We start from the raw sequence: 26,629 nt of genomic DNA on the forward strand, positions 1-26,629 counted from the left end.
CGCTCACGCACCGCCGCACGGCCGCGGAACCCGCCCGCGGCCGGGGCTGCCGGGCGCCCGAATTCCGTCAGCTCCCGCCGGGCCGGGCGGGCGTCCCACCCCTTCGGGGCGATCCGCGGCGCGTATGGCACCCTCCCCGCGACCCGCCGGAAGGCGTCCAGTAGGGTTTGGTCCGCATAAACATCCAAACCCCTGCCCGACGCAGGGCGGCGACCGACCAGCGAGAAGGCCGCAGCCGAACAGCGCGGGCGAGACTCTCGGGAAGGCGCTACGTGAGTCCCAACGGCTCCGACCGCTCGCCGCGGCGCCCGATGCGGCGGAAGCTGCTGCAGGCACTGACTGCGGGCCTGGTCCTGGCGACCGCGACCGGTTGCACATACAAGGACTTCCCCCGGCTGGGTATGCCCACCCCGACCACGGAAGAGGCTCCGCGGATCCTCTCGCTGTGGCAGGGTTCCTGGGCGGCCGCGCTCGCCGTCGGCTGCCTGGTGTGGGGTCTGATCCTGTGGAGTGCATTCTTCCACCGGCGCAGCCGCACCAAGGTCGAGGTTCCGCCGCAGACGCGGTACAACATGCCCATCGAGGCGCTGTACACGGTGGTCCCGCTCGTCATCGTCTCGGTGCTCTTCTACTTCACGGCCCGCGACGAGTCGAAGCTCCTCGACCTCTCCAAGAAGCCCGACGTCACGGTCAACGTCGTCGGCTACCAGTGGAGCTGGGCCTTCAACTACATCCAGCCCGTCGCGGGTTCGACCGGCAACGCGAAGACCGACAAGAACCTGCAGGCCATTCCGCTCCGGTTCAAGAAGGACTTCCCCGCCGACGCCGGCGGCGTCTACGAGGTCGGGACGCCCGGTGAGCGCAACCCGCAGAACGGCAACCCCGGCCCCACGCTGTGGCTGCCCAAGGGCAAGACGGTCCGTTTCGTCCTGACCTCACGGGACGTCATCCACTCCTTCTGGGTGCTGCCGTTCCTCATGAAGCAGGACGTCATCCCGGGCTACACCAACTCCTTCCAGGTGACCCCCAACCAGGAGGGCACCTTCCGGGGCAAGTGTGCCGAGCTCTGCGGCCAGGACCACGCCCGGATGCTGTTCAACGTGAAGGTCGTCTCCCCTGAGCGCTACGAGCAGCACCTCAGGGACCTCGCCAAGAAGGGACAGACCGGTTACGTTCCCGCGGGCATCGAGCAGACGAACCACGAGAAGGACCGGGAGTCGAACATCCTGTGAGCATCGTCAACGAACCTCAAGGTGCCGCGGCACCTGAGGCCCACTACGAGAACGAGCTGCCGGTGCGGCGCAAGCAACCCGGCAATGCCGTGGTGAAGTGGCTCACGACCACGGACCACAAGACGATCGGCACGCTCTACCTGGTCACGTCGTTCGCGTTCTTCTGCATCGGCGGCGTCATGGCTCTGCTCATGCGCGCCGAGCTGGCCCGCCCGGGCCTGCAGCTGATGTCGACCGAGCAGTTCAACCAGGCGTTCACCATGCACGGCACGGTGATGCTGCTGATGTTCGCGACGCCGCTGTTCGCCGGCTTCGCGAACTGGATCATGCCGCTGCAGATCGGCGCCCCCGACGTCGCCTTCCCGCGGCTGAACATGTTCGCCTACTGGCTGTACCTGCTCGGCTCGCTGATCGCGGTCGGCGGCTTCCTGACCCCGCAGGGCGCGGCCGACTTCGGCTGGTTCGCCTACGCGCCGCTCTCGGACGCGGTGCACTCGCCGGGCATCGGCGGCGACATGTGGATCATGGGCCTGGCCTTCTCCGGCTTCGGCACCATCCTCGGCTCGGTCAACTTCATCACCACGATCATCTGCATGCGCGCCCCCGGCATGACCATGTTCCGCATGCCGATCTTCACGTGGAACGTGCTGCTGACCGGTGTGCTGGTCCTGCTGGCCTTCCCGGTGCTCGCGGCGGCCCTGTTCGCGCTGGAGGCGGACCGCAAGTTCGGTGCCCACGTCTTCGACGCGGCCAACGGCGGCGCGCTGCTGTGGCAGCACCTGTTCTGGTTCTTCGGCCACCCCGAGGTGTACATCATCGCGCTGCCGTTCTTCGGCATCATCAGTGAGATCATCCCGGTCTTCTCCCGCAAGCCGATGTTCGGCTACATGGGCCTGATCGGCGCGACGATCGCCATCGCGGGTCTGTCCGTGACGGTGTGGGCGCACCACATGTACGTCACCGGTGGCGTGCTGCTGCCCTTCTTCTCCTTCATGACCTTCCTGATCGCGGTCCCGACCGGTGTGAAGTTCTTCAACTGGATCGGCACCATGTGGAAGGGCTCGCTGTCCTTCGAGACGCCGATGCTCTGGGCGGCCGGCTTCCTGATCACCTTCACCTTCGGTGGTCTGACCGGCGTCATCCTGGCCTCGCCGCCGATGGACTTCCACATCTCCGACTCGTACTTCGTGGTGGCGCACTTCCACTACGTCGTCTTCGGCACGGTCGTCTTCGCGATGTTCGCCGGCTTCCACTTCTGGTGGCCGAAGTTCACCGGCAAGATGCTCGACGAGCGCCTCGGCAAGATCACCTTCTGGACGCTGTTCATCGGCTTCCACGGCACCTTCCTGGTCCAGCACTGGCTGGGTGCCGAGGGCATGCCCCGCCGTTACGCCGACTACCTGGCGGCCGACGGCTTCACCGCCCTGAACACGGTCTCGACGATCAGCTCGTTCGTGCTCGGCCTGTCGATCCTGCCGTTCTGCTACAACGTCTGGAAGACGGCCAAGTACGGCAAGAAGATCGAGGTCGACGACCCGTGGGGTTACGGCCGCTCCCTGGAGTGGGCGACCTCCTGCCCGCCGCCGCGGCACAACTTCCTCACCCTGCCGCGGATCCGCAGCGAATCCCCGGCGTTCGACCTGCACCACCCCGAGATCGCCGCTCTGGACCAGCTCGAGAACGTCGAGCAGGAGAAGGCGCTCGCTGGCGGCAAGGAGGCCGGCAAGTGAAGATCCAGGGCAAGATGTTCATGTGGCTGGGCGTCTTCATCCTCGTCATGGCCATCGTGTATGGCTTCTGGTCGAAGGAGCCGGCCGGTACGACAGCCCTCTTCCTGGCCTTCGGCCTGAGCGTCATGATCGGTTTCTACCTGGGCTTCACGGCCCGGCGGATCGACGCGGGCGCTCAGGACGACAAGGAGGCCGACGTCGCGGACGAGGCCGGCGAGGTGGGCTTCTTCAGCCCGCACAGCTGGCAGCCGCTCGCGCTCGCCTTCGGCGGCGCGCTGGCCTTCCTCGCGATCGCGGTCGGCTGGTGGCTGATGTACTTCTCGGCGCCGATCATCCTGGTCGGCCTGTACGGCTGGGTCTTCGAGTACTACCGCGGTGAGAACCGCACCCAGTAGCACGCCCCGAGCGGCCACGGGAGCCCGGACACTCCACACGGAGGTCCGGGCTCCTGCTTGTGCCGGACAACTCTCCCTCGAACGGATGACCCACCGCGCCGTCGCCGGGGATGGTCCTTAGCGTGAGGCCATGAGCCACACAGTGTTCTTCCGGGGCGCACGAGCCGGCACCGAGGGGCCGGCCGTGCTCAGGCCCTCGGGCCCCGGCGCGCCCTCCCCGGCCCCGGCGCGCACGCGTGCCCGCACCGCCGTCGGCTGCGCCCTGCTGGCGGCCGCCCTCGGCGCGGGCGCCACCGCCTGTGGCGCGGACGGCAACCCGCTGGCCGCCACGCCCTACGACGCCGCGGACGAGATCGCCTTCAACGGCCCGGTCAAGGCCGGCGGGAAGGCGGACCCCGACAAGCCCCTGGAGATCACCGCGAAGGACTCCGGCGGGCGCATCACCGACGTCACCGCCGTGGACTCCGCCGGCCGCCACGTCTCGGGCGAGCTGTCCGCCGACGGCACCCGCTGGCACAGCACCTCGCCGCTCGCCGCGAACGCCCACTACACGGTCCGGGTGAGCACGGAGGACGAGGACGGCGCACCCGGCCGCAAGGTCCTCACCTTCGACACGGGCAAACCCACCAGCACCAAGCGCCTGAACGTGATGTTCGGCCCCAAGGAGGGCACCTACGGCGTCGGCCAGCCCATCACCGCCATGCTGGACCAGCCGGTCAAGGACAGGGCCGAGCGCGCCGTCGTCGAACGGGCCCTGCACGTCGACTCCACCCCCGCCGTGGACGGCTCCTGGTACTGGGTGAGCGACCGGGAACTGCACTACCGCCCCGAGGAGTACTGGCCCACCGAGACCGAGATCGAGGTGTACAGCAACCTCGAGAACATCAAGATCAGCGAGCGGCTGTGGGGCGGCGCCGCCGAGCCGCTGGAGCTCAGCATCGGGGACGCCGTCGTCGCCCGCACGGACGCGGCGGCCCACACCCTGACCTTCTACAAGAACGGCGAGGAGATCAAGAAGTTCCCCGTGACCACCGGCAAGCCCGGCTTCGAGACCCGCAACGGCGTCAAGATCGTGCTCGGCAAGGAGTCCCTCGTACAGATGCGCAGCTCCACCGTCGGCATCGCCGCGGGCTCCGCGGAGTCGTACGACATGCCCGTCTACTACGCCACCCGGGTCACCTGGAGCGGCGAGTACGTGCACGCCGCGCCCTGGTCGGTCGGCTCCCAGGGCTCCGCCAACGTCAGCCACGGCTGCACCGGCATGAGCACCGCCAACGCCAAGTGGTTCTTCGAGAACGTCCGCGAGGGCGACATCGTCGAGGTCGTGAAGTCCAAGGGCAAGCAGATGGAGAACTTCGGCAACGGGTTCGGCGACTGGAACGTGCCCTGGTCGAAGTGGCGCACGGGCAGCGCGCTCGCCTCCGGCGGCCAGGACGCCGGCACCCGGGAGGAGACCGCGCGGCTGGCTCCGGCGCCCCTGTGACGTGCCCCGACGCCCCGGCCGGCATCCACGGGACCGGCCGCGGCGGAGCCCGCGGACCGGGGCGCGGCGAGGCGGCGAAGACCCCCGGACCACGGGCCCGCCGCGCGTCCGGGACGGTGGCGACAGACGCCTCGACGGGCAGCCGCCCGACCGACGGACATCTCGACGGAGCCGCCCGGGGGACGGCCGCCGGCCGTGGGGGCCTGAACGGCCCGCGCGCCGGTACGCGAAGACCCCCGGCGCCGCGGTCCCGCACGGGCCCGCCACACCGGAGGTCTTCGACGTGACCGGGGCCGGCGAGCGCCTCGCGGCGCTCCCGGCCGCCGCGGCCCTGGCTAGGCGCCCACGGCCTGCCGCTGCCGCAGCAGGGCGGCCAGCGCGGAGGCGAACTCCACCGGCTCCACCGGCAGCGCCACGGCCGCGTCGGCCCGGCTCCAGGTGGCCAGCCAGGCGTCCTGCGGCCGGCCGATCAGCACGAGCACCGGCGGGCACTGGAAGACCTCGTCCTTGATCTGGCGGCACAGGCCCATGCCGCCCATGGGCACGGCCTCGCCGTCCAGGACACAGACGTCGATCCCGCCCCGGTCCAGTTCGGTCAGCACGGCCGCCGGGGTCGCGCACTCGACGAACTCGACGGCGGGAACGTCCGGGGCCGGCCGGCGTCCGGTCGCGAGCCGCACCTGCTCCCGGGTGTTGGCGTCGTCGCTGTAGACCAGCACCGTGGCCGTCGCCTGCATGGTTCCTCCACGCATCTCAGTGAGTGCAGCATTGGTCGGGAACTTCCGGGTTCCGATGGCGCGGATGCTACTCCCTTCGACTGCTGGTCAACAGCGCCCGAACGCGCTCCCGATCGACCATACGGGCCCCGCGCGTCCCGCAGACACTCCGAACGGCACCCCCCGGAGTGAGGGCGGGATAAGCGAACGACATAATGTCGGCGTGGCGACAGCAACGACAGTAGATACCGGGCACGCGCACCCGTCGGTCAACCGGCCGAACCTCACCAGCGTCGGAACCATCATCTGGCTGAGTTCCGAGCTGATGTTCTTCGCGGCCCTCTTCGCGATGTACTTCACCCTGCGATCGGTGACCGGACCCGAGCACTGGAAGGAAATGGCCTCGGCCCTGAACTTCCCGTTCTCGGCGACGAACACCACGATCCTGGTGCTCTCCTCCCTCACCTGCCAGCTCGGCGTCTTCGCCGCCGAGCGCGGTGACGTGAAGAGGCTCCGGGGCTGGTTCATCGTCACCTTCATCATGGGTGCGATCTTCATCGGCGGTCAGATCTTCGAGTACACGGAGCTGGTGAAGAAGGACGGCCTCTCGCTGTCCTCCGACCCCTACGGCTCGGTGTTCTACCTGACCACCGGCTTCCACGGCCTGCACGTGACGGGCGGCCTCATCGCCTTCCTGCTGGTCCTCGGCCGCACCTACGCGGCCCGGAGGTTCACTCACGAGCAGGCGACCGCGGCCATCGTCGTGTCCTACTACTGGCACTTCGTCGATGTCGTCTGGATCGGCCTCTTCGCCACGATCTACATGATCAAGTAATCGGCCGCCGCTCGCGGCGGGGTCGTTTCACCCGATGGGGGACCGACCACGCGCGACGGACCGATCCACGTCCCAGAAGCATCGACGCAGAAGATCCTGACACCGGGGTAATCCGTGAAAAAGCTCTCCGCACGACGACGCCATCCGCTGGCGGCGGTCGTCGTCCTACTCCTCGCGCTGGCGGCCACTGGGGGGCTGTACACCGCGTTCGCGCCCGCGAGCAAGGCGAAGGCCGACGACACCGCCCAGTCCCTCACCATCGAGGAGGGCAAGAAGCTCTACGAGGTGGGCTGCGCCACCTGCCACGGCACCGGTGGCCAGGGCACCACTGACGGTCCTTCGCTGGTCGGCGTCGGTGCCGCGTCCGTCGACTTCCAGGTCGGCACCGGCCGTATGCCGGCCCAGCAGCAGGGCGCGCAGATCCCCAAGAAGCGGGTCCAGTACACGCAGGCCGAGATCGACCAGCTGGCGGCGTACATCGCCTCCCTGGGCGCCGGGCCCCCCGTGCCGACGAAGAACCAGTACAGCCCGGAGGGCGCGGACATCGCCAAGGGCGGTGAGCTGTTCCGCACCAACTGCGCGCAGTGCCACAACTTCTCCGGCAAGGGCGGCGCGCTCACGCACGGCAAGTACGCGCCGGACCTCGAGGGCGTCAGCCCGAAGCACATCTACGAGGCCATGCAGACCGGCCCGCAGAACATGCCTTCCTTCCCCGACACCGTCATGACGGAGAAGAACAAGAAGGACATCATCGCGTACCTGAACGAGGTCAACGGCGACGACACCGTGAGCCGTGGCGGCCTGGAACTGGGTGGCCTCGGACCGGTCGTCGAAGGTCTGTTCGCGTGGGTCTTCGGACTGGGCACGCTGATCGCGGTCGCCGTCTGGGTCGCCGCTCGGACCGCAAAGGCCAAGAAGTCATGAGTAGCCAAGACATTCCAGAAGAGAACCTGCCCACCGAGCAGAAGACCGCGCACGGCGCGGTGAGCGTCGCCGACGAGCGGAACCCGTTCGCCGACCCGGGCCTGCCGCCCCACGAGCACCGGATCCAGGACATCGACGAGCGGGCCGCCAAGCGGTCCGAGCGCGCGGTCGCCCTGCTGTTCACGGTGTCGATGCTGGCCACCATCGGCTTCATCGCCGCGTTCGTGACGATCCCGGCCGACAGGCCCGTCTACATCTTCCCGCTGGGTCACGTCAGCGCGCTGAACTTCGCGCTGGGCATGACGCTCGGCGTGGCGCTGTTCACGATCGGCGCGGGCGCGGTCCACTGGGCCCGCACCCTGATGTCCGACGTGGAGGTCGCCGACGAGCGCCACCCGATCGAGGCGCCCCCCGAGGTCCGCGCGAAGGTCTTCGACGACTTCCGCAAGGGCGCCGAGGAGTCGCAGCTCGGCCGGCGCAAGCTGATCCGCAACACCATGCTGGGCGCGCTGGCCCTGGTGCCGCTGTCCGGCGTCGTGCTGCTGCGCGACCTCGGCCCGCTGCCCGAGGACAAGCTCCGGCACACCATGTGGGCCAAGGGCAAGCGCATCGTCAACATGAACACGAACGAGCCGCTGCGTCCCGAGGACGTCCAGGTCGGTTCGCTCACCTTCGCCAAGCCCGACGGCCTGGAGGAGCGGGACGAGGAGTTCCAGAACGAGATCGCCAAGGCGGCCCTGATGCTGGTGCGGCTCCAGCCGCAGGACATCCGGGACCGTCGCGAACTCGACTGGTCGCACGAGGGCATCGTCGCCTACTCGAAGATCTGCACCCACGTGGGATGCCCGATCAGCCTGTACGAGCAGCAGACGCACCACGTGCTCTGCCCGTGCCACCAGTCCACCTTCGACCTCTCCGACGGCGCCCGAGTGATCTTCGGGCCCGCCGGTCACCCCTTGCCGCAGCTGCGGATCGGTGTGGACAATGAGGGTTACCTCCAGGCGCTGGGCGACTTCGAGGAGCCCGTCGGTCCTGCATTCTGGGAGCGCGGATGAGTACTACAGCGAGCAACACGAATCCATCCGGCGCCGACGCCGCGGGCCGTTCGCGCGGCGGGACGTCGGGCGGCGAGCGTCTCGCCGACTGGGCCGACGGCCGGCTGGGGATCTACTCCCTGGCCAAGGCCAACATGCGCAAGATCTTCCCCGACCACTGGTCGTTCATGTTGGGCGAAATCTGCCTGTACAGCTTCATCATCATCATCCTCACGGGTGTGTACCTGACGCTGTTCTTCCACCCGTCGATGAACGAGGTCACGTACCACGGCAGCTACGTCCCGCTGCAGGGACAGCTGATGAGCGAGGCGTACGCCTCGACCCTGCACATCAGCTTCGAGGTGCGCGGCGGTCTGCTGATCCGGCAGATCCACCACTGGGCCGCGGCGGTCTTCATCGCCGGCATGTTCGTGCACATGATGCGCGTGTTCTTCACCGGCGCGTTCCGCAAGCCGCGTGAGGTCAACTGGCTCTTCGGCTTCCTGCTGCTGGTCCTCGGCATGTTCACCGGCTTCACCGGTTACTCCCTGCCGGACGACCTGCTGTCGGGTACGGGTATCCGCTTCATGGAGGGCGCGATCCTGTCCGTGCCGATCGTCGGCACGTACCTGTCGTTCTTCCTGTTCGGCGGCGAGTTCCCCGGCCACGACTTCGTGGCACGGTTCTACTCGATCCACATCCTGCTGCTGCCGGGCATCATGCTCGGCCTGGTGGTGGCGCACCTGATCCTGGTCTTCTACCACAAGCACACGCAGTTCGCGGGTCCCGGAAAGACCAACAACAACGTCGTCGGCATGCCGCTGCTGCCGGTCTACATGGCCAAGGCCGGAGGCTTCTTCTTCCTGGTCTTCGGTGTGCTGGCCGCCATGTCGGCGATCGCCACGATCAACCCGGTCTGGGCCATGGGTCCCTACCGTCCGGACCAGGTGTCCACCGGCGCCCAGCCCGACTGGTACATGGGCTTCTCCGAGGGCCTGATCCGTGTCATGCCGGGCTGGGAGATCAACTTCTGGGGTCACACGCTCGTCCTGGGCGTGTTCATCCCGCTGGTGATCTTCCCGCTGGTCCTGGCGGCGATCGCGGTCTACCCGTTCATCGAGTCGTGGATCACCGGGGACAAGCGCGAGCACCACATCCTGGACCGCCCGCGCAACGCCCCGACGCGCACCGCGTTCGGTGTCGCCTGGATGACGGAGTACTTCGTGCTCCTCGCGGGCGGCGGCAACGACTTGATCGCGACGCACTTCCACCTGTCGATCAACGCCATCACCTGGGCCGTCCGGATTCTGTTCTTCCTCGGACCGGTGATCGCGTTCATCGTCACCAAGCGGATCTGCCTCGGCCTGCAGCGCCGGGACCGGGACAAGGTGCTGCACGGTCGCGAGACCGGCATCATCAAGCGCCTGCCGCACGGCGAGTTCATCGAGGTGCACGAGCCGCTCAGCCAGGAGACGCTCTACACGCTGACCGCGCACGAGCAGTACAAGCCGGCGGAGATCGGACCGACGGTCGACGGCAACGGCGTCGAGCGCAAGGTCAAGGGAGCGCAGAAGCTGCGCGCCAAGCTCAGCAACGCCTACTACGGCGAGGAGTCGCAGATTTCGAAGCCCACCGTAGAGGAGTACAGGGAGATCACGAGCGGTCACGGCCACCACTGATCGCTGCGCACGCCACGCGCCACGGCGAAGGGCCCCCGTCCGGTCTGCGGACGGGGGCCCTTCGCCGTGCCCGGGGCTGGATAGGGTGGAAGGTGCCCGCCCGCGCGGCGGGCTCCCCCTTCCCGAGCGTCCCGGATGCGTCCGGGACCGGACCCAGGAGCGGCTGATGAGCGCTGTGACCCCCGCTGGAGGCGACACCGCGGCGGGCCGTTCCTGGCCCCGCGTGCTGAACGCCCTGCTGGAGGGCCGCGACCAGAGCGCGGACGACACGGCCTGGGCGATGGACCGGATCATGCGCGGCGAGGCGACGGACGCCCAGATCGCCGGGTTCGCCGTCGCCCTGCGGGCCAAGGGCGAGACGGTCGAGGAGATCACCGGCCTGGTCCGCGCGATGTACGAGCACGCCACCGTCATCGAGGTGCCCGGCCCGGCCGTCGACATCGTCGGCACCGGCGGCGACGGCGCCAGGACGGTGAACATCTCCACGATGTCGTCGATCGTCGTCGCGGGCACGGGCGTGAAGGTGGTCAAGCACGGCAACCGGGCCGCGTCCTCGGCGTCCGGGTCCTCGGACGTCCTGGAGAAGCTGGGCATCAACCTCGGGCTGAAGCCGCAGCGCGTGGCGGAGGTCGCCGAGGAGGCGGGCATCACCATCTGCTTCGCGGTGCGCTTCCACCCGGCACTGCGCCACGTGGCCGCCGCCCGGGGCCAGCTGGGCATCCGCACGACGTTCAACATCCTCGGCCCGCTGACCAACCCGGCCAGGGTGCGGGCGCAGGCCGTGGGCGTCGCGGACGCCCGCATGGCGCCGATCGTCGCGGGCGTCTTCGCCGAGCGGGGCAACTCCTCCCTGGTCTTCCGGGGCGACGACGGCCTCGACGAGCTGACGACCACGTCCACCTCCCGGGTGTGGGTCGTCCGGGACGGCAAGGTCACCGAGGAGGTCTTCGACCCGCGGGACGTCGGCATCGAGCTGGTGCCGGTGGACGCGCTGCGCGGCGCGGACGCGTCGTACAACGCCGAGGTCGCGCGCCGGATCCTCGACGGCGAGAAGGGCCCCGTCCGGGACGCGGTGCTGCTGAACTCGGCCGCCGCGCTGGTGGCCCTCCAGCCGGGCGACGAGCCCCTGACGGCGCAGATCCGGACCGGCATGGCGAAGGCGGCCGAGTCCATCGACTCCGGGGCCGCGCGGCGGACGCTGGAGCGCTGGGTCGCCGCCAGCAACAAGTGAGCGGCCTCCCAGGAGGGCCTTCCACGGGAACGGGTGCCGGTGCCTCCGGGTGCCGGCACCCGGCCGTCCGCGGCCGTCCCGTCATCCGGACACGGGTTGCGGCCCGCTGATCACGTCCCGTACATTCCTGTCCAGGTCATGAGCGACAGCCACAAGGCCCCGGCCGGCTGTCCGGCAACCCTCCGTCCGTGGCGGGGTGCCCCGGGTGAGGACCAGGCCGCAGGCAGCGAGGTCTGCGGCAAGCGCGGACCCCTCGCACGCTTTCGCCGAGCGTGGGACCAGGGGTCCTGGTCGTCGAGGGAGCCTTCCGTGAGCAAGCGAATGCGATAGGGCCGCAGAGCCCCGCCTCCGCACACCCTTTTCCCCTTCTCCGGGATGTCCCCTTCCCGGCTCGCCCTCCTGTGCCGTCGACGTGGTCTCCGAGGTGTCCGGCAGAGGGCTGCCGCCTGTCTCACGGGAGTTCAGCCATGTCCGTTTCCGCCCCGCTTCCCGCCGCCCCCACCGTCGCCCCCGACCAGTCCGTCCGCGCCCCGCTGCCCGTCCTGGGCCGGGACGTCACCGTCCCGCTCGTCACCGGCGGCGAGGTCGGCTACGCCGCGCTCGACTACGCGGCCAGCGCCCCGGCGCTCCAGCGGGTCTGGGACGACGTGGCGGCCTACGCGCCGTACTACGGCAGCGTCCACCGCGGTGCCGGCTACCTCTCCCAGCTGTCCACCGACCTCTTCGAGAACGCCCGCGGGACCGTCGCCCGGTTCCTGGACTGCCGTGACACCGACCAGGTGGTCTTCACCCGGTCCACCACCGACTCCCTGAACCTGCTGGCCCGCGCGCTCCCCGCCGACTGCCACGTCTTCGTCTTCGAGACCGAGCACCACGCCGCGCTGCTGCCCTGGAACGACGCGCGGCTGACCTGCCTCGACGCCCCGCGCAGCCCGGAGCAGGCCGTGCGGGTCCTGGAGCGGGCGCTGGCCGACCGCGCCCACCACGGTCCCGCGCTCGTCTGCGTCACCGGCGCCTCCAACGTCACCGGTGAGCTGTGGCCGGTGCGGGAACTGGCCGCGGCGGCCCACGCGCACGGCGCCCGGATCGTCCTGGACGCCGCCCAGCTCGCCCCGCACCACCCGGTGTCGGTGCGCGACCTCGACGTCGACTGGGTCGCCTTCTCCGGCCACAAGCTGTACGCCCCCTTCGGCTCCGGCGTGCTGGCCGGGCGCGCCGACTGGCTGCGCGCGGCGGAGCCCTACCTCGCGGGCGGCGGCGCCAGCCGCGCGGTGACGCGGCGGAGCGACGGGGGAGTGGACGTGGAGTGGCACGACACCGCCGCCCGGCACGAGGCCGGCTCCCCGAACGTCATCGGCGCCTACGCCATCGCCTCGGCCTGCAGGGCCCTTACCGAGGCCGGATTCGACGGCCTGGTCGCCCGGGAGCGGCACCTGGTCCGCGTGGTGCGCGCCGGCCTCGCGGCGGTCCCCGGGGTCAGGGTCCTGTCGCTGTTCGGCGACGACGCGCCCCGCGTCGGGGTGATCTCCTTCGTCGTCGAGGGCTGGAACAGCTCCCACCTCGCCGCCGCGCTCTCCGCCGAGTACGGCATCGGCGTCCGGGACGGCCTGTTCTGCGCCCACCCGCTGGTCCGGACGCTGCTGGGCGGCGACCCGCAGGTCCAGGGCGTGTGCGGGTCGCCCGACGCCGCGCCCGGCGGGACGCCCCTCAACGCCGTCCGCGTCAGCTTCGGCGCCGGGACGCCCGACGAGCACGTGGAACGGTTCGTGACCGCGGTGCGGGAACTCGTGCGCGACGGCGCCCAGTGGACGTACCGGACGGAGAACGGCCGGTGCGTGCCGGCGGTCTAGGTGTGCGGTCCGGAGAGGTTGGTGAGGGGGCTGGCTGGTGGTCGGCCGCTGATGCCGGTGCGGGGCCGGCCCGGTCGTCCGGATCGGGCCGGCGTCGCAGGGCCCGGCACGCGCGAGGCCGGCGGCTCGGCCGCGGCGTCGCGTGGCCGGCGCCGTGCCCCCAGCCCGCCCTTGGGCCGTGCGGGCCCGCGCCCGAACGGCACGCCCCGCGGGGCGCGATCCGCCGCGGCGGCGCCGGCCGCCGACGCTCCACGTCGGCGCCCTCCGCACGGCCTTCGGGAAGGGAGCCGGCCGGGCCGGTCTTCGGCAGGCAGCCGGCCGGGTGGGCGCCCGGCCGTGCCGGCGCGCGGCCGTGCCGGCGCGCGGCGGCGTGGGCGCGCGGCCGTGCGCCCCGCACGCGCCGGCGGCCCGCACGGCGGGCGGACCGGCGGCTCCGGGTCGTCAGGAGTCGAGCCCGATGGCGAAGGCCGCCTCCAGGTCGTGCTGCGAGTACGTGCGGAACGCGACGTGCGTGTCCGTCGCCTCGACCCCGGGGATCTTGCTGATCCGGCCGGGGATGACCTCGGCCAGGTCCTCGTGCTCGCGCACCCGGACGATGGCGATCAGGTCGTACGTGCCGGTGACGGAGAAGACCTCGCTCACGCTCTCCAGCGAGGCGATCTGCTCGGCGATCTCGGGGATCCGGTCCACGCTGGTCTTGATGAGGACGATCGCGGTGATCACGGCTGGTTCTCTCCCTCGGGGGCCGGAGCAGGGGCGCAGTTCACTCTAGTGCCGCGACGGACGACGTTCGCCCCGTCGCGAGGCCCGGCACGCGCCCCCGTCCTCGAACCGGTTTCGCACGGCTCGGACGGGGGACCCCCTTCGCCGCACCGGCCGAAAGCGCGAGCACATCCGGTACGAGGGCCTCCGGCCGACACCCCGGGAGCGCGCACCGGACGCCGCTCCTCGCCGGGCGGACGTCGCCTGCCGCGGCACTAGTCGCCCACCGGTTCCCCACCACCGCCCTTCCCGGGCCGTGCCGGGCGCCCCCGGGCCGCCCCGAAGCGGGCCCAGGCGTACGCGAAGCCCAGCGCGAAGCCGACCAGGTGGGCCAGGTAGGCCACTCCCGGCCCCTGGGACGCCTGTCCCGCCGCCAGCCACTGCAGGGCCGCCCAGAAGGGCAGCACCACCCACGCGGGGAAGCGGAGGGGCAGGAAGAACAGGAACGGGAAGAGACTGGTGACCCGGGCCCGCGGGAACAGGTACAGAAAGGCGCCGAGGACCGCGGAGATCGCCCCGGACGCGCCCACGAGGGTCTGCGCGGAGGAGGCGTTGGCGGCCGCGTAGCCCACCAGGGCCAGGTACCCGCAGGCGACGTAGAACAGCGTGAACTGGACGCGGCCCATGCGTTCCTCGGTCATCGCCCCGAAGACGTAGAGGAAGAGCATGTTGCCGAGCAGATGCACCCAGCTGCCGTGCACGAACAGGGCCGTGGCCGGGGTGAGCGCGGCCGCCGCGGAGTCCTGGAACAGATCGGCGGGGACCACGCCCCAGCGCCGGAAGTAGGACCGCTGGGCGGCGAGCAGCCCGTCGCCGGAGCCGTAGGCCGGATCGAGCCCGGCCGCCGGGCCGGCCAGGAAGACCAGGCAGCACAGCCCGATCAGGGCGTACGTCACCGGCGCGGGCACGCCCCGCACCGCCCGGACGGCCCGTGCCCACCGGACGGCCGCCGTGTTCCCGTCGCTGATCACGAACACAGAGCATGGCGTAACGGGACGCAACCGAACAGACCGCCTCGCCGCCGTGGACGGGCGGGCGGCGACCGACCGCCACCCCGTAGGGTTACGGCCACAAGCACCAGGGAAGCTGGCGCAGACGGACACGAGAAGGAGCGAACAGCGACGATGACGGTTCCCCTGCCGACCGCCACGACCCGGTGGCGATGCACCCTCTGCGGCAACCTGACCCGCTTCGACGTGACACGCTCGTCGAAGGTCGTCGAGTACGTGCACCTGGACCTCGCCGGGGAGCCCACGGTCGAGGAGCGCGAGGTGGTCAGTGAGACCGTCGAGTCGGTGCGCTGCCGCTGGTGCAACGCCGTGGACCAGGTGGAACTCGTGGACAGGCCGGGCGCCGGCTCCTGAGCGGAGCGGGCCCGCACAGGTGGTCCCCGAGGGGGCCGGCACAGGCATTGGGGTGACGGATGGCGGAGACGCGAGGCGGGGGGCCGGACGACGGCACCGCTGAGGTGCTCGACCGCCCGCTGCCCGAAGGAGTGCGCCGCAGGGTCGTCCAGATCGTGTCCGACGCCTTCGGCGCGCTGACCGTGGGCGAGCTGCCCGCGCAGCTGCGGCAGTACGCGCGGTTCACCCCGACGCGCCGGGCGAAGTTCGCGGGCAACGCCATGGCGGCGGCGCTGGAGACCGATCCGCTGTTCCGGCAGCGCATCGGCGAGAAGTTCAAGGAGGCGCAGCAGGAGCTGTGCTCCGCCCTCGACTCCGGCGCGCCGCCCCCGGCCGCGGACCCGCTCGACGTGGCGGCCGCCGCCTACGTGCTGCGGCCGGCGGGCTGGGTCAAGCTGGTGACCGCGGCCGGCGAGGAGGCCCAGCGGGCCCACGCCGAACGCGCCGACGAGGAGAGCCGGGCGGAGCTGGAGCGGCTGCGCGCCGAGCTGGCCGCGGCCCGCGAGCAGACCAGGGCCGAGACCGAGCGGCTGCGGGCCGAGCTGGACCAGGCCCGCAAGGACGGCGAGTCGCTGCACCGCAAGCTGCGGGCCGCGCTCAGCGACGTCAAGCGGGGCGAGGCCGCGCTGCGCAAGGCGCGGGGCGAGATGGAGGCGGTGCGGGCCGAGGGCCAGGCGCAGGTGTCGGCCGCGGAGAGCGAGGCGCGGCGGGTCAAGGCGCGCCTGGCCGAGGCGGAGGCGGCCCTGGAGGCCACCCGCCGGGCCGCCCGGGAGGGCCGCAGCGTCGAGGACATGCGGTTGCGGCTGCTGCTGGACACGGTGCTGGACGCCGCCCAGGGCCTGCGCCGGGAACTGGCGCTGCCGCCGGTGTCCGTGCGGCCCGCGGAGACCGTGGACGCCGTCGAGCCGGGGCGGATGAGCCCCAAGGACATCGCGGCCCGCGCGCTCTCGGAGCACGACCCGGCGATCCTCGACCAGCTCCTGGCGCTGCCGCAGGCGCACCTGCTCGTGGACGGCTACAACGTCACCAAGACCGGCTATCCGCAGATGCCGCTGGAGAAGCAGCGGCTCCGGCTGCTCGGCCAGCTCTCCCAGCTCGCCGCGCAGACCGGCGCCGAGGTCACCTGTGTCTTCGACGGGGCGGAACTGGCGGCCCCGGTGCTCCTCGCGCCGCCGCGCGGGGTGCGGGTGCTGTTCTCCAAACCCGGCGTCACCGCCGACGAGTTGATCCGGCAGCTGGTGCGCGCCGAGCCGCCCGGCCGGCCGGTCATCGTCGCCTCCACCGACCGCGAGGTGGCCGACGGGGTCGCCAGGGCCGGCGCGCGGCCGGTGGCGTCGGCCGTGCTTCTGAAGCGTTTCTCCCGGGTCTGACGGAATTCCCCGCGCGAACCGGCCGTTGCGGCTAAAAGCACCTTGAGCGGCGTACACCCCAAGCGCAACGTACCTGCTCATTGCCCGAATTGAGCGCCCTCTTGTGCGACGCACGGTCAAAGTCGCGTTACCGCATGTGAGTTCAGAGCAAAATATGTATGGCATGAAGGAGTTTTTCCGGCTCAGGATTTGAACTGATCACAGCCGGGTCACTAGGGTCTGGGCTCGAACCTCCGCACGGGTGACCACTCACATGGGGTGAGTGGCGGCGGAGGGCACCGCCCACCGGCGTGTCGGTAGGCGGCTGAAGGAAGAAGGAGCTCGCCCCCGTGGCGTCCCACCGTCGACCCAAGCAGCCGAGCCGCGCACGTGTGACCGTGCTCACCACCGCAGCGGCCGCTGCCGTCGCCCTGAGCGCCCAGGCCGCCAACGCCGCGCCGAGCGAGAAGCCGAGCAAGGACGAGGTCAAGGCCAAGGTCGACAAGCTCTACGAGCAGGCGGAGCAGGCCACCGAGAAGTACAACGGGGCCAAGGAGAAGCAGGAGAAGCTCCAGAAGGAGATCTCCACCATCCAGGACAACGTCGCCCGCGGCCAGGAGGAGCTCAACAAGCTCCGCGACGGCCTCGGTTCGATGGCGGCCGGCCAGTACCGCTCCGGCGGCATCGACCCGTCCGTCCAGCTCTTCCTGTCCTCGGACCCGGACGACTACCTCGACAAGGCGTCCACGCTCGACCAGTTGAGCAGCCAGCAGGTCGACGCGCTGAAGAAGATCCAGGACAAGCAGCGCGAACTCGCCCAGGAGCGGGCCGAGGCCACCGAGAAGCTCAAGGACCTCGCCACCACCCGGACCGAGCTCGGCAAGAAGAAGAAGGAAGTCCAGGGCAAGCTCGCCGAGGCCCAGAAGCTCCTCAACTCCCTGACGGCGAAGGAGAAGGCGGAGCTCACCGCCGAGCAGGCGCGGGCCACGCGCGCCAGCGAGCGCACCGTCCTGAGCGGCTCCCCCGGCTCCGCCGGCAGCTCCGCCTCCGGCCGGGCCGCGGCGGCCTTCTCCGCCGCCCAGAGCAGGATCGGCTCGCCCTACGTCTACGGCGCCACCGGCCCGTCCTCCTTCGACTGCTCGGGTCTGACCTCCTGGGCGTACGCGCAGGCCGGCGTCGGCATCCCGCGCACCTCCGAGTCGCAGTCGACCATCGGCACCCGGATCTACTCCATGGGCGACCTGCGCGTCGGCGACCTGGTGTTCTTCTTCAACGACCTGCACCACGTCGGGCTGTACGCCGGCAACGGCCAGGTGCTGCACGCCCCGCGCACCGGCACCGTCGTCCGCTACGAGTCGATGGGCACCATCGGCGGCCCGTTCATGTTCGGCGTCCGGGTCTGACCCGGACCGCTGCGCGATCAAGCCGCTGTGCCGCCCGATCGGGCGAAAATTTCCACGGTGCGCCGACCCCACGCCCCGCCTCTGACCTGCGTCCGAGGCGGGGCGTCGCGCTGCCGGCCCGCTGACGCCCCCGGTCGCCGGGCGACGGCGCGACTACTGTCTGGCGCGTTTCCCCGACCGCCGGGGCTCTTCCGCCCGGCGCCCGGGGAAGCGGTCATGTCCGCCAGCGGAAGGAGCAGCGCCACCCGTGGGGTCCCATCGCCGTCCCGCACCGTCCGGATCCGACCGGGGCGCCGCGGCCGCCCTGTGCGCCCTGTCCGCCGCCGCGGTCCTCGGGGCCCTGCCGGCCGCCGCCGCGCCGCACGACGGCACCCGGGCCGAGGTGGACCGGCTCTACCAGGAGGCCGAGAAGGCGACCGAGGCGTACAACCGGGCCGGGGAACGCGCCGGCGCGCTGCGCCGGCGGGCGCGCGACGCCCAGGACCGCGCCGCCCGGCAGCAGCAGCGCGTCAACGCCCTGCGGCAGAGGCTCGGTTCGGTCGCCGGGGCCCAGTACCGCACCGGCGGCATCGATCCCCACCTCGCCCTGCTGTTCTCGGACGACCCGGCCGACTACCTCGACAGGGCGGCCGCGCTCGACCGGATCGGCGCCCGCCAGGCCGACGAGCTCAGGAACCTGAGGTCGGCCCTGCGCGAACTCGCCCAGGAGCGCGCCGAGGCCACCGGCGCCCTCGCCGAACTGGCCAGGAGCCGCGGGTCCGCCGCCGCGCACCGGCGGACGGTCGAGGCGAAGCTCGCCCGGGCCCGGCAGCTCCTCGGCTCCCTGACCGACGAGGAGCGCGCGGCGTACGGCCGCGCCTCCCGCTCCGGCCGCTACGGCTTCGGCGTCCCCGCCGCGTCGGGCCGCGCGGCCCTCGCGGTCGCCGCCGCCCGCTCCGCCCTCGGCCGCCCCTACGTCTGGGGCGCCAACGGCCCGTCCGGCTTCGACTGCTCGGGCCTCGTGCAGTGGGCGTACGCGCGGGCCGGCGTCCAGCTGCCGCGCACCTCGCAGGAGCAGCGGCACGCGGGCCGCCGGATCCCGCTGTCCGAGGCGCGGCCCGGCGACCTCGTCGTCTACCGGTCCGACGCCGGGCACGTCGGCATGTACGTCGGCGGCGGCCGGGTGATCCACGCCCCCCACCCCGGCGCGCCGGTGCGCTACGACCCGGTGGGCATGATGCCGGTGGCCGCGGTCACCAGGGTCTGACGGCGCGGGCGCCGCACCGTACGATCGGCCCATGGCAGCCGGCAGACGGGCGAGGTGCGCACTGGTGGCGCTCTGCCTGCTGCCGGTGTTGCCGGCGGCCTGCGGGGAGCGGCCCACCACGGACCCGGCCCGGGCCGCGGTGCAGCGGGTCCTCGACCGGCGGGCGGAGGCGGTCCTGCGCCACGACGAGGCCGCGTACGCCGCCACCGGCACCCGCACCCCGTACGCGAACCTGCGCGCCCTGCCCCTCGCGGCCTGGTCCTACCGGCTGACCGGACTGCGCCGCAGCGGCGGCACCGCCACCGCCGAGGCGCGGCTCAGCTACCGGGTGCGCGGCTACGACACGGCGCCCGTGACCGTCGGCCGCACGCTGACCCTGTCCACCGGCGCCGGCGGCGCCTGGTCCGTCGACTCCGACCGGCCCGCGAAGAAGGCGCCCCAGCAGCTGTGGGACCAGGGCCCGGTGTCGGTCGTCCGCGGGCGGCACAGCCTCGTCCTCGGGGTGGGGCAGAGCACCGGGGCGCTGCGCCGCTACGCCGGCCTGGCCGACCGCGCCGTGCCCGCGGTGTCGGACGCCTGGGGCACGGACTGGAGCCGTCGGGTCGTCGTGGTCGTCCCGGGGTCCCTGGAGGGGATGGCCGGACTGCTCGGCTCGCCCGCCTCGGAGTACCGCGGCATAGCCGCCGTCACCACCGGCGAGGTGGGCGTGGCGGAGCCGGGGTCCGCCCGGCCGGGGGCCGGGCCGGGGCCGGACCGGACGCCCGCCGACCGGATCGTCGTCAATCCCGACGCCTACGAGGTGCTCGGCTCGCTGGGCCGGCAGGTGGTCCTCACCCACGAGGCCGCGCACGTCGCCACCCGCGCCCACACCGACCCGGCCACGCCGCTGTGGCTGTCCGAGGGGTACGCCGACTGGGCCGGCTACCGGGGCAGCGGGCGCACACCGGGCCAGGTGGCGCCGGAGCTGCGGCGGGCCGTGGCGCAGGGGCAGGCGCCGGCCGCGCTGCCGGCCGACGGCGACTTCGCCTTCACCGGTGACGCGGCCCGGCTGTCCCGGGCCTACGAGGGGGGCTGGCTGGCCTGCAGACTGATCGCCGAACGCTGGGGCGAGGCCCGGCTGCGCGCGTTCTACCGGGCGGTGGGCGCGCACGAACGGCGGGCGGGCGCGGTCGAGGACGCGCTGCGGGAGGTGCTGGGGACGGACCTCGGGACGTTCACCGCGCAGTGGCGGGAGTACCTGCGGACGCACCTGCGCTGACGCCCGCGGGCGCTGCCGCCGGGGCGTCGTCGCGGCGGCGGGTCGTCAGGAGGGCACCGTGCTCTCCCTGACGCGCGCGGCCCGGTCCGGCACGGCGGGCGGTGCCGTCGCGGCGGCCGTGGAGCGCCACAGCTCCCGGGCCGCGGACACGGCGGCGGCGACGAGCAGGCCGTTCCGGACGAACAGCAGGGCGACGCCGAGCGGGGCGCCGGTGACGACGTCGGTGAAGAAGAGCGGGAACTCCAGCGTGGTCACCGGGGCCGCCGCCAGCACCAGCCGGGCGGGCCGCCGCATCCCGCCGCTGCCGGAGCACCGGCAGACGGCCGCCAGCCCGACCAGCCACACCAGGTACTGCGGACTGATCACCCGGCTGGTGACCGTGAACAGCAGCACCGCCGTGAACGCGGCGTCCGCGGGGGTGTGCGGCAGGACGGTCCCCGACCGCCCCGCGCGCAGCCGCCACAGCAGCAGCCACCCGAGGGCGGCGCCGGTGAGGACCAGCGACCCGGTGCTCACCACCGCCACGTACGGGCCGGTGAACTCCAGCGAGCCGTACGAGAAGACCACCCGCCCGCTCCAGCCGGCCCACCGGGCCACGTGCAGGACGAGCCCGCCCAGCGACTCCACCTCCGTGCCCCGGCCGCGCTGCGAGGTCCAGAAGGACAGCGCGCCGGGCAGGGCGAGCGTGAACAGCGCCGTCAGCGCGGCCACGGTGACCGCCGCCGCGCCCCACGTCCGGTACCGGTCCCGGCCGAGGACGCCGGCCAGCGCCAGCACCGGCCACACCTTCAGCAGCGTCCCGAGGCCGGCCAGCGCGCCCGCCGTCCGCGGATGCCGGGCGCCCGCGAGCAGCGCCGCCACCGCCACCACGGTCACCATGACGTCGTAGCGCGCGTACACGGTGGGGCCCAGCAGCGGGACACCCGCCACCCAGAGGCCGGCGCCGCGCCGCGACCGGCCGGGGCCCCGGGCCGCGCGCAGGAGCAGGCACAGCACCGCCAGGTCCGCCAGGCACGCCAGCACGAAGAAGGCGGTGGCGTAGCCGAGGAAGGGCAGGGCGGCAGGGGACAGGACGGCCAGAGCGGCGGCCGGCGGGTACTGCCAGGTGACGTCGCCGAGGGGGAAGCCGCCCTGCCGCAGCACCTCGTACCAGCCCCGGTAGATCACCGACACGTCCACGGTGACGTCCGGGCCGGGGAACACGAGCACCTTCAGGACGCACAGCAGCAGCACCAGCCGGGTCGCGCCCCACACCGCGAGCAGCACCACCGGACCTCGCCCCGCGCCCGCCCTGTCCACCCGGTTGCCTTTCGTTCGCCTTCCGCATGTTTCGCGTGCCGAGGTCACATGATCCCCTTCGGCCCGGACGCGGACCATCAGGCACGGCCGCGGACGGCCGCGTCCGGGGGGTTGGATAGGGTCGGCGGCGATGCGAAAGACCCTCATCGTGACCAACGACTTCCCGCCCCGCCCGGGCGGGATCCAGGCGTTCCTGCACAACATGGCGCTCCGGATGGATTCCGGGCGCCTGGTCGTCTACGCCTCCACGTGGAAGCGCAGCCGGGAGGGGATCGAGGCCACCGCCGCCTTCGACGCCGACCAGCCCTTCACCGTCGTGCGCGACCGCACGACGATGCTGCTGCCGACGCCCGCGGTGACCCGGCGCGCCGTCGGGCTGCTGCGGGAGCACGGCTGCGCCTCGGTGTGGTTCGGGGCGGCGGCACCGCTCGGGCTGATGGCACCGGCGCTGCGCCGGGCGGGCGCCGGGCGGCTGGTGGCCACCACCCACGGCCACGAGGCCGGGTGGGCCCAACTGCCCGCCGCGCGAGGCCTCCTGCGCCGGATCGGCCAGTCGACGGACACCATGACCTACCTCGGCGAGTACACCCGATCCCGGATAGCCGCCGCGCTGACGCCGGAGGCGGCCGGCCGGATGGTCCAGCTGCCGCCCGGCGTCGACGAGAAGACCTTCCACCCGCGGTCGGGCGGCGACGAGGTGCGGGCCCGGCTCGGGCTCGCCGACCGGCCGGTGGTCGTGTGCGTCTCGCGCCTGGTGCCGCGCAAGGGCCAGGACACCCTGATCCGCGCGATGCCCCGCATCCTGGCCGCCGAGCCGGACGCGGTGCTGCTCGTCGTCGGCGGCGGCCCGTACGGGAGCGATCTGCGCCGGCTCGCGCGCGAGACCGGGGTCGCCGACTCCGTGCGCTTCACCGGCGCGGTCCCCTGGGAGGAGCTGCCCGCCCACTACGGCGCGGGGGACGTCTTCGCCATGCCGTGCCGCACCCGGCGCGGCGGCCTCGACGTCGAGGGGCTCGGCATCGTCTACCTGGAGGCCTCGGCGACCGGGCTGCCCGTCGTCGCCGGGGACTCCGGTGGCGCGCCCGACGCCGTGCTCGACGGCGAGACCGGCTGGGTGGTGCGCGGCGGTGTGCCCGAGGAGGCCGCCGACCGCATCGTGGCCCTCCTCCAGGACGCCGGGCTCCGGCGCAGGATGGGGGAGCGGGGACGGCAGTGGGTCGAGGAGAAGTGGCGCTGGGACCTGCTGGCGCAGCGGCTGGAGGAACTGCTCTGAGCGGGGCGCCGCACGAAGGGCGGGGCAGCCCCCGGAGCGGCACGGCACGCAGGGAACCGTGAGGTGCCACCGGCCGCCCGCCCGGCTGCGACGGGCGCGGCCGGGCCCGCGCCGCACACGGGCCCGCGCCGCACACGGCCCCGCGGACGGCACGCACACGGACGCCGTACGCCCGTCGACCGGGCGGCGGCAGGAACGGCGCCCGGCCCTTCAGACCAGTAACGGCGTGCGGCCTCGTGCGCCGGGAACGGCGTGCGGCCTCGTGCGCCGGGAACGGCGTGCGGCCTCGTGCGCCTGGAACGGCGTGCGGCCTCGTGCGCCGGGAACGGCGTGCGGCCTCGTGCGCCGGGAACGGCGTCCGGCCTCGTGCGCCGGGAACGGCGTCCGGCCCCGCACGCCTGGAACGGCGACGGCGCGGTGCCCTCCGCGAGGGCACCGCGCCGTGACTCCGGGCGCCGGGTGACTACTTCGCGTAGATCGCCTCGATCTCGCCGGCGAAGTCCCTCGCCACCACGTTCCGCTTGAGCTTCAGCGACGGCGTCAGATGACCCGACTCCTCCGTGAACTGACACGGCAGGACACGGAACTTGCGCACCGACTCCGCCTTCGACACCGCCGCGTTGCCGTCGTCGACCGCCGTCTGGATCGCCGCGAGCAGGTCCGGGTCCTCGCACAGGGACGCCGCGGTGGAACCCGCCGGCTTGCCGTGCTCGGCGCACCAGCGGCCCAGGAACTCCTCGTCGAGGGTGACCAGCGCGCCCACGAACGGCCGTCCGTCGCCCACCACCATGCACTCCGCGACCAGCGCGTGGGCGCGGATGCGGTCCTCGATCACGGCCGGGGCGACGTTCTTGCCGCCCGCGGTGACGAGGATCTCCTTCTTGCGGCCGGTGATCCGCAGGTAGCCGTCCTCGTCGAGGGTGCCGATGTCCCCGGTGTGGAACCAGCCGTCGGCCAGCGCCTCGGCCGTCGCGCCCGGGTTGTTCCAGTACTCCTTGAACAGGTGCTCGCCGTGCAGCAGCACCTCCCCGTCGTCGGCGATGCGGACGACGGAGCCCGGCAGCGGCTGGCCGACCGTGCCGATCTTCTGCCGGTCCCAGGGGTTGAACGCGGTGGCCGCGCAGGACTCGGTCAGGCCGTAGCCCTCCAGCACCGTGAAGCCGATGCCGCGGAAGAAGTGGCCGAGGCGCTCGCCGAGCGGGGCGCCGCCGGAGATGGCGAACTCGCCGCGGCCGCCGAGCACCGCGCGCAGCTTGCCGTAGACCAGCTTGTCGAAGGCCTTGTGCTTGATCCGCAGGCCGAGGGACGGGCCCGAGGGGGTGTCCAGCGCCCTGCTGTACGCGATCGCGGCGTCCGCGGCCTTGTCGAAGATCCTGCCCTTGCCGTCGGCCTGCGCCTTGGCGCGCGCCGAGTTGTAGACCTTCTCGAAGACGCGGGGGACACCGAGGATCAGCGTCGGGCGGAACGCGGCCAGTTCGGCGGTGAGGTTCTTGATGTCCGGGACGCAGCCGAGCTTGATCGGCGCCATCATCGGCGCGACCTGCACCAGGCGCCCGAAGACGTGCGCGAGCGGCAGGAACAGCAGCACGGAGCACTCGCCGGTGCGGAACAGCGGGCGCAGCCGCTCGACGATGTTGCCGCACTCGGCGAAGAAGCTGCGGTGGGTGAGCACACAGCCCTTGGGGCGGCCCGTCGTGCCCGAGGTGTAGACGATGGTCGCCGGGTCGTCGGCCTTCGCCAGCGAGCTGCGCTCCTCGACCGTCTCGTCGCTGATGCCCTGGCCGGCCCGTCCGAGCTCCTCGATCGCGCCCGCCTCGATCTGCCAGACGTTCTTCAGGGCGGGCACCTTCTCCCGCACCGACTCGACGGCGGCGGCGTGGGCGTCGAGCTCCACGACGCAGGCGGTCGCCCCGGAGTCGCCGAGGATCCACTGGACCTGCTCGGGCGAGCTGGTCTCGTACACCGGGACGGTGATGGCGCCCGCGCTCCAGATGGCGAAGTCCAGCAGCGTCCACTCGTACCGGGTGCGGGACATCAGGCCCACCCGGTCGCCGGGCTGGATGCCCGAGGCGATGAGGCCCTTGGCCACGGTCCGCACCTCGGCCAGGAAGGCGGTGGCGGTGACGTCCCGCCAGACACCCCCCACCTTGCGCGCGATGACGGCGACGTCGGGATGCTGCGCGGCGTTTCTGCGGACGATGTCGGTCAGGTTGCCGTCCGCAGGGACCTCGTACAAAGCCGGAAGGCTGAACTCGCGCAAGACTGCTGCTCCTCATAGGGCGCCGGCGCCACGACGATGTGTGATGCGACGGTGCCGGTCCACGGCTCGGGCGGGTGCTCCGGGCCCCACCGACAAGCCGAGGACTCGTTGGCCGAGATCCAGAGCACGACTGGACGGCCCGGACGTTACCCGTCGGTATGGCCATTTCGACAGGGGTTCCCGGCGAGATGTTCGCTGCGTCACACGGAATGGGTTTCCTTCGCGCACAGTAGTCCACGCGCGTCCCGACGAGCCAGTAACCGCAGGTTGGACCCCAGTTGTTCACGTACGCCCCCGCGCCTACCCTTGATCGCCATGGCACCCACACCGGCCCGAAAACGCGGCACGCGCGGCACGCGCGGCACGCGCGTCCACGTGGTGAGCGACGTGCACGGCAACGCACGCGATCTGGCCAGGGCAGGCGACGGTGCCGACGCCCTGATCTGCCTCGGCGACCTGATCCTCTTCCTCGACTACGCCGACCACTCCCGCGGCATCTTCCCCGACCTGTTCGGCGTCGAGAACGCCGACCGCATCGTCGAACTGCGCACCGCCCGCCGCTTCGAGGAGGCACGGGAGCTCGGCGCCCGGCTGTGGGCGGGCATCGCCGAGGACCGGGCGACGGTCATGGAGCAGGCGGTGCGCAAGCAGTACGCCGAGCTGTTCGCCGCGTTCCCCACCCCCACGTACGCCACCTACGGCAATGTCGACGTGCCGCCCCTGTGGCGCGAGTACGCCGGACCGGGCACCACCGTGCTCGACGGCGAGCGGGTGGAGATCGGCGGCCGGGTGTTCGGCTTCGTCGGCGGCGGACTGCGCACCCCCATGCGGACGCCGTACGAGATCGGCGACGAGGAGTACGCGGCGAAGATCGAGGCGGTCGGGGAGGTCGACGTGCTGTGCACGCACATCCCGCCCGAGGTGCCCGAACTCGTCTACGACACCGTCGCGCGCCGCTTCGAGCGGGGCAGCCGCGCCCTGCTGGACGCCATCCGCCGCACCCGCCCCCGGTACGCGCTCTTCGGCCACGTCCACCAGCCGCTGGCGCGCCGGATGCGGATCGGCGCGACCGAGTGCGTGAACGTCGGGCACTTCGCCCGGAGCGGGAAGCCGTGGGTGCTGCAGTGGTGACGTTCGCGCCGGGGCGCGCGGGCGGGGCCCGGCGGGATGCCGTCGGGCGGAGGCCGCGCGGTAGCCTTCACGCTGCACACGCGTGCGCACGACCACAGCACTGACCGGCCTCACGAGGCCTACCGGCCCGCATCTG

At 72.3% G+C, this 26,629-nt stretch carries 22 protein-coding genes and 1 riboswitch; of the genes, 17 read left to right on the plus strand and 5 right to left on the minus strand.

What is annotated here, in order from left to right; translation table 11 throughout:
- Positions 1 to 272 precede the first annotated feature (272 nt).
- The 4 genes from coxB to ABZ920_RS24780 all read left to right on the plus strand — a co-directional run bounded on the left by coxB (position 273) and on the right by ABZ920_RS24780 (position 4,840).
- Positions 273 to 1,232, plus strand: a complete 960-nt coding sequence (coxB, locus tag ABZ920_RS24765; protein WP_361508927.1) for a cytochrome c oxidase subunit II — start codon at positions 273 to 275, stop codon at positions 1,230 to 1,232.
- Positions 1,229 to 2,962 carry a cytochrome c oxidase subunit I gene (gene ctaD, locus ABZ920_RS24770; RefSeq protein WP_361508930.1) on the plus strand — a complete coding sequence of 578 codons (1,734 nt, stop codon included), beginning with the start codon at positions 1,229 to 1,231 and terminating at the stop codon, positions 2,960 to 2,962. The genes coxB and ctaD overlap by 4 nt, the downstream gene beginning before the upstream one ends.
- Complete coding sequence (locus ABZ920_RS24775; protein WP_361508932.1) at positions 2,959 to 3,357, plus strand: cytochrome c oxidase subunit 4; 399 nt, start codon at positions 2,959 to 2,961, stop codon at positions 3,355 to 3,357. Before ctaD ends, ABZ920_RS24775 begins: the two co-directional genes overlap by 4 nt.
- Positions 3,358 to 3,487: 130 nt before the next feature.
- Positions 3,488 to 4,840, plus strand: a complete 1,353-nt coding sequence (locus tag ABZ920_RS24780) for an Ig-like domain-containing protein (protein WP_361508935.1) — start codon at positions 3,488 to 3,490, stop codon at positions 4,838 to 4,840.
- A gap of 335 nt (positions 4,841 to 5,175) precedes the next feature.
- Here the strand turns inward: ABZ920_RS24780 and ABZ920_RS24785 are convergent, their stop codons facing one another.
- Positions 5,176 to 5,577 carry a hypothetical protein gene (locus ABZ920_RS24785; protein ID WP_361508938.1) on the minus strand — a complete coding sequence of 134 codons (402 nt, stop codon included), beginning with the start codon at positions 5,575 to 5,577 and terminating at the stop codon, positions 5,176 to 5,178.
- A gap of 202 nt (positions 5,578 to 5,779) precedes the next feature.
- Here ABZ920_RS24785 and ABZ920_RS24790 point away from each other — a divergent pair, with 202 nt between their 5' ends.
- The 6 genes from ABZ920_RS24790 to ABZ920_RS24815 all read left to right on the plus strand — a co-directional run bounded on the left by ABZ920_RS24790 (position 5,780) and on the right by ABZ920_RS24815 (position 13,109).
- Positions 5,780 to 6,391 carry a heme-copper oxidase subunit III gene (locus ABZ920_RS24790; protein WP_361508940.1) on the plus strand — a complete coding sequence of 204 codons (612 nt, stop codon included), beginning with the start codon at positions 5,780 to 5,782 and terminating at the stop codon, positions 6,389 to 6,391.
- A 114-nt stretch (positions 6,392 to 6,505) separates the two neighbouring features.
- Entirely contained in the window at positions 6,506 to 7,315 is an 810-nt protein-coding gene (locus tag ABZ920_RS24795; protein WP_361508943.1) for a c-type cytochrome, read from the plus strand.
- Positions 7,312 to 8,370, plus strand: coding sequence for a Rieske 2Fe-2S domain-containing protein (locus ABZ920_RS24800; protein ID WP_361508946.1), 1,059 nt, complete (start codon positions 7,312 to 7,314; stop codon positions 8,368 to 8,370). Before ABZ920_RS24795 ends, ABZ920_RS24800 begins: the two co-directional genes overlap by 4 nt.
- Entirely contained in the window at positions 8,367 to 10,028 is a 1,662-nt protein-coding gene (locus ABZ920_RS24805; protein WP_361508949.1) for a cytochrome bc complex cytochrome b subunit, read from the plus strand. Before ABZ920_RS24800 ends, ABZ920_RS24805 begins: the two co-directional genes overlap by 4 nt.
- A 166-nt stretch (positions 10,029 to 10,194) precedes the next feature.
- On the plus strand, positions 10,195 to 11,259 hold the full coding sequence (gene trpD / locus ABZ920_RS24810) for an anthranilate phosphoribosyltransferase (RefSeq protein ID WP_361508952.1): 1,065 nt from the start codon (positions 10,195 to 10,197) through the stop codon (positions 11,257 to 11,259).
- A 134-nt stretch (positions 11,260 to 11,393) separates the two neighbouring features.
- A riboswitch (SAM riboswitch) is annotated at positions 11,394 to 11,510 on the plus strand.
- A 216-nt stretch (positions 11,511 to 11,726) separates the two neighbouring features.
- A complete protein-coding gene (locus ABZ920_RS24815) occupies positions 11,727 to 13,109 on the plus strand; it encodes an aminotransferase class V-fold PLP-dependent enzyme (RefSeq protein ID WP_361508955.1) in 1,383 nt (460 codons plus the stop codon).
- Positions 13,110 to 13,550: 441 nt separating this feature from the next.
- Here ABZ920_RS24815 and ABZ920_RS24820 read toward each other — a convergent pair whose 3' ends face one another.
- Together ABZ920_RS24820 and ABZ920_RS24825 are read right to left on the minus strand one after the other, a co-directional pair.
- Positions 13,551 to 13,832, minus strand: a complete 282-nt coding sequence (locus tag ABZ920_RS24820) for an Lrp/AsnC ligand binding domain-containing protein (RefSeq protein ID WP_361508958.1) — start codon at positions 13,830 to 13,832, stop codon at positions 13,551 to 13,553.
- A gap of 254 nt (positions 13,833 to 14,086) precedes the next feature.
- Complete coding sequence (locus tag ABZ920_RS24825; protein ID WP_361508960.1) at positions 14,087 to 14,848, minus strand: rhomboid family intramembrane serine protease; 762 nt, start codon at positions 14,846 to 14,848, stop codon at positions 14,087 to 14,089.
- A gap of 147 nt (positions 14,849 to 14,995) precedes the next feature.
- Here ABZ920_RS24825 and ABZ920_RS24830 point away from each other — a divergent pair, with 147 nt between their 5' ends.
- The 5 genes from ABZ920_RS24830 (at position 14,996) to ABZ920_RS24850 (ending at position 20,530) form a co-directional block, all read left to right on the plus strand.
- On the plus strand, positions 14,996 to 15,235 hold the full coding sequence (locus ABZ920_RS24830; RefSeq protein WP_361508963.1) for a hypothetical protein: 240 nt from the start codon (positions 14,996 to 14,998) through the stop codon (positions 15,233 to 15,235).
- 59 nt (positions 15,236 to 15,294) lie between these two features.
- Positions 15,295 to 16,644 carry an NYN domain-containing protein gene (locus tag ABZ920_RS24835; RefSeq protein ID WP_361508966.1) on the plus strand — a complete coding sequence of 450 codons (1,350 nt, stop codon included), beginning with the start codon at positions 15,295 to 15,297 and terminating at the stop codon, positions 16,642 to 16,644.
- Positions 16,645 to 16,973: 329 nt separating this feature from the next.
- Positions 16,974 to 18,026 carry an NlpC/P60 family protein gene (locus ABZ920_RS24840; protein ID WP_361508969.1) on the plus strand — a complete coding sequence of 351 codons (1,053 nt, stop codon included), beginning with the start codon at positions 16,974 to 16,976 and terminating at the stop codon, positions 18,024 to 18,026.
- Between the two features lie 247 nt (positions 18,027 to 18,273).
- Entirely contained in the window at positions 18,274 to 19,272 is a 999-nt protein-coding gene (locus tag ABZ920_RS24845; protein WP_361508972.1) for a C40 family peptidase, read from the plus strand.
- Between the two features lie 31 nt (positions 19,273 to 19,303).
- Positions 19,304 to 20,530, plus strand: a complete 1,227-nt coding sequence (locus tag ABZ920_RS24850; protein WP_361508975.1) for a hypothetical protein — start codon at positions 19,304 to 19,306, stop codon at positions 20,528 to 20,530.
- 45 nt (positions 20,531 to 20,575) lie between these two features.
- Here ABZ920_RS24850 and ABZ920_RS24855 read toward each other — a convergent pair whose 3' ends face one another.
- Positions 20,576 to 21,829 (minus strand): glycosyltransferase family 87 protein, encoded by a 1,254-nt coding sequence (locus ABZ920_RS24855; RefSeq protein WP_361508978.1) that lies wholly within the window; start codon positions 21,827 to 21,829, stop codon positions 20,576 to 20,578.
- Between the two features lie 130 nt (positions 21,830 to 21,959).
- Between ABZ920_RS24855 and ABZ920_RS24860 the strand changes: the two genes are divergently transcribed.
- A complete protein-coding gene (locus tag ABZ920_RS24860; protein ID WP_361508981.1) occupies positions 21,960 to 23,102 on the plus strand; it encodes a glycosyltransferase family 4 protein in 1,143 nt (380 codons plus the stop codon).
- A 463-nt stretch (positions 23,103 to 23,565) separates the two neighbouring features.
- Here ABZ920_RS24860 and ABZ920_RS24865 read toward each other — a convergent pair whose 3' ends face one another.
- Positions 23,566 to 25,362 carry an AMP-dependent synthetase/ligase gene (locus ABZ920_RS24865; protein WP_361508984.1) on the minus strand — a complete coding sequence of 599 codons (1,797 nt, stop codon included), beginning with the start codon at positions 25,360 to 25,362 and terminating at the stop codon, positions 23,566 to 23,568.
- A gap of 315 nt (positions 25,363 to 25,677) precedes the next feature.
- On the opposite strand from ABZ920_RS24865, the gene ABZ920_RS24870 reads away from it, so the two are divergent.
- Positions 25,678 to 26,493, plus strand: a complete 816-nt coding sequence (locus ABZ920_RS24870) for a metallophosphoesterase (RefSeq protein WP_361508987.1) — start codon at positions 25,678 to 25,680, stop codon at positions 26,491 to 26,493.
- The last annotated feature ends 136 nt before the right edge of the window (positions 26,494 to 26,629 follow it).

Source organism: Streptomyces sp. NPDC046831, assembly GCF_040645305.1.
Lineage (GTDB): Bacteria > Actinomycetota > Actinomycetes > Streptomycetales > Streptomycetaceae > Streptomyces.

Bases quoted from the DNA above. Each gene is read 5' to 3' on its own strand.
- ABZ920_RS24780 (WP_361508935.1), top strand. From the start codon at position 3,488: ATGAGCCACACAGTGTTCTTCCGGGGCGCACGAGCCGGCACCGAGGGG.
- ABZ920_RS24785 (WP_361508938.1), bottom strand. From the start codon at position 5,577: ATGCAGGCGACGGCCACGGTGCTGGTCTACAGCGACGACGCCAACACC.
- ABZ920_RS24800 (WP_361508946.1), top strand. From the start codon at position 7,312: ATGAGTAGCCAAGACATTCCAGAAGAGAACCTGCCCACCGAGCAGAAG.
- ABZ920_RS24805 (WP_361508949.1), top strand. From the start codon at position 8,367: ATGAGTACTACAGCGAGCAACACGAATCCATCCGGCGCCGACGCCGCG.
- trpD (WP_361508952.1), top strand. From the start codon at position 10,195: ATGAGCGCTGTGACCCCCGCTGGAGGCGACACCGCGGCGGGCCGTTCC.
- ABZ920_RS24815 (WP_361508955.1), top strand. From the start codon at position 11,727: ATGTCCGTTTCCGCCCCGCTTCCCGCCGCCCCCACCGTCGCCCCCGAC.
- ABZ920_RS24830 (WP_361508963.1), top strand. From the start codon at position 14,996: ATGACGGTTCCCCTGCCGACCGCCACGACCCGGTGGCGATGCACCCTC.
- ABZ920_RS24835 (WP_361508966.1), top strand. From the start codon at position 15,295: ATGGCGGAGACGCGAGGCGGGGGGCCGGACGACGGCACCGCTGAGGTG.
- ABZ920_RS24850 (WP_361508975.1), top strand. From the start codon at position 19,304: ATGGCAGCCGGCAGACGGGCGAGGTGCGCACTGGTGGCGCTCTGCCTG.
- ABZ920_RS24860 (WP_361508981.1), top strand. From the start codon at position 21,960: ATGCGAAAGACCCTCATCGTGACCAACGACTTCCCGCCCCGCCCGGGC.
- ABZ920_RS24870 (WP_361508987.1), top strand. From the start codon at position 25,678: ATGGCACCCACACCGGCCCGAAAACGCGGCACGCGCGGCACGCGCGGC.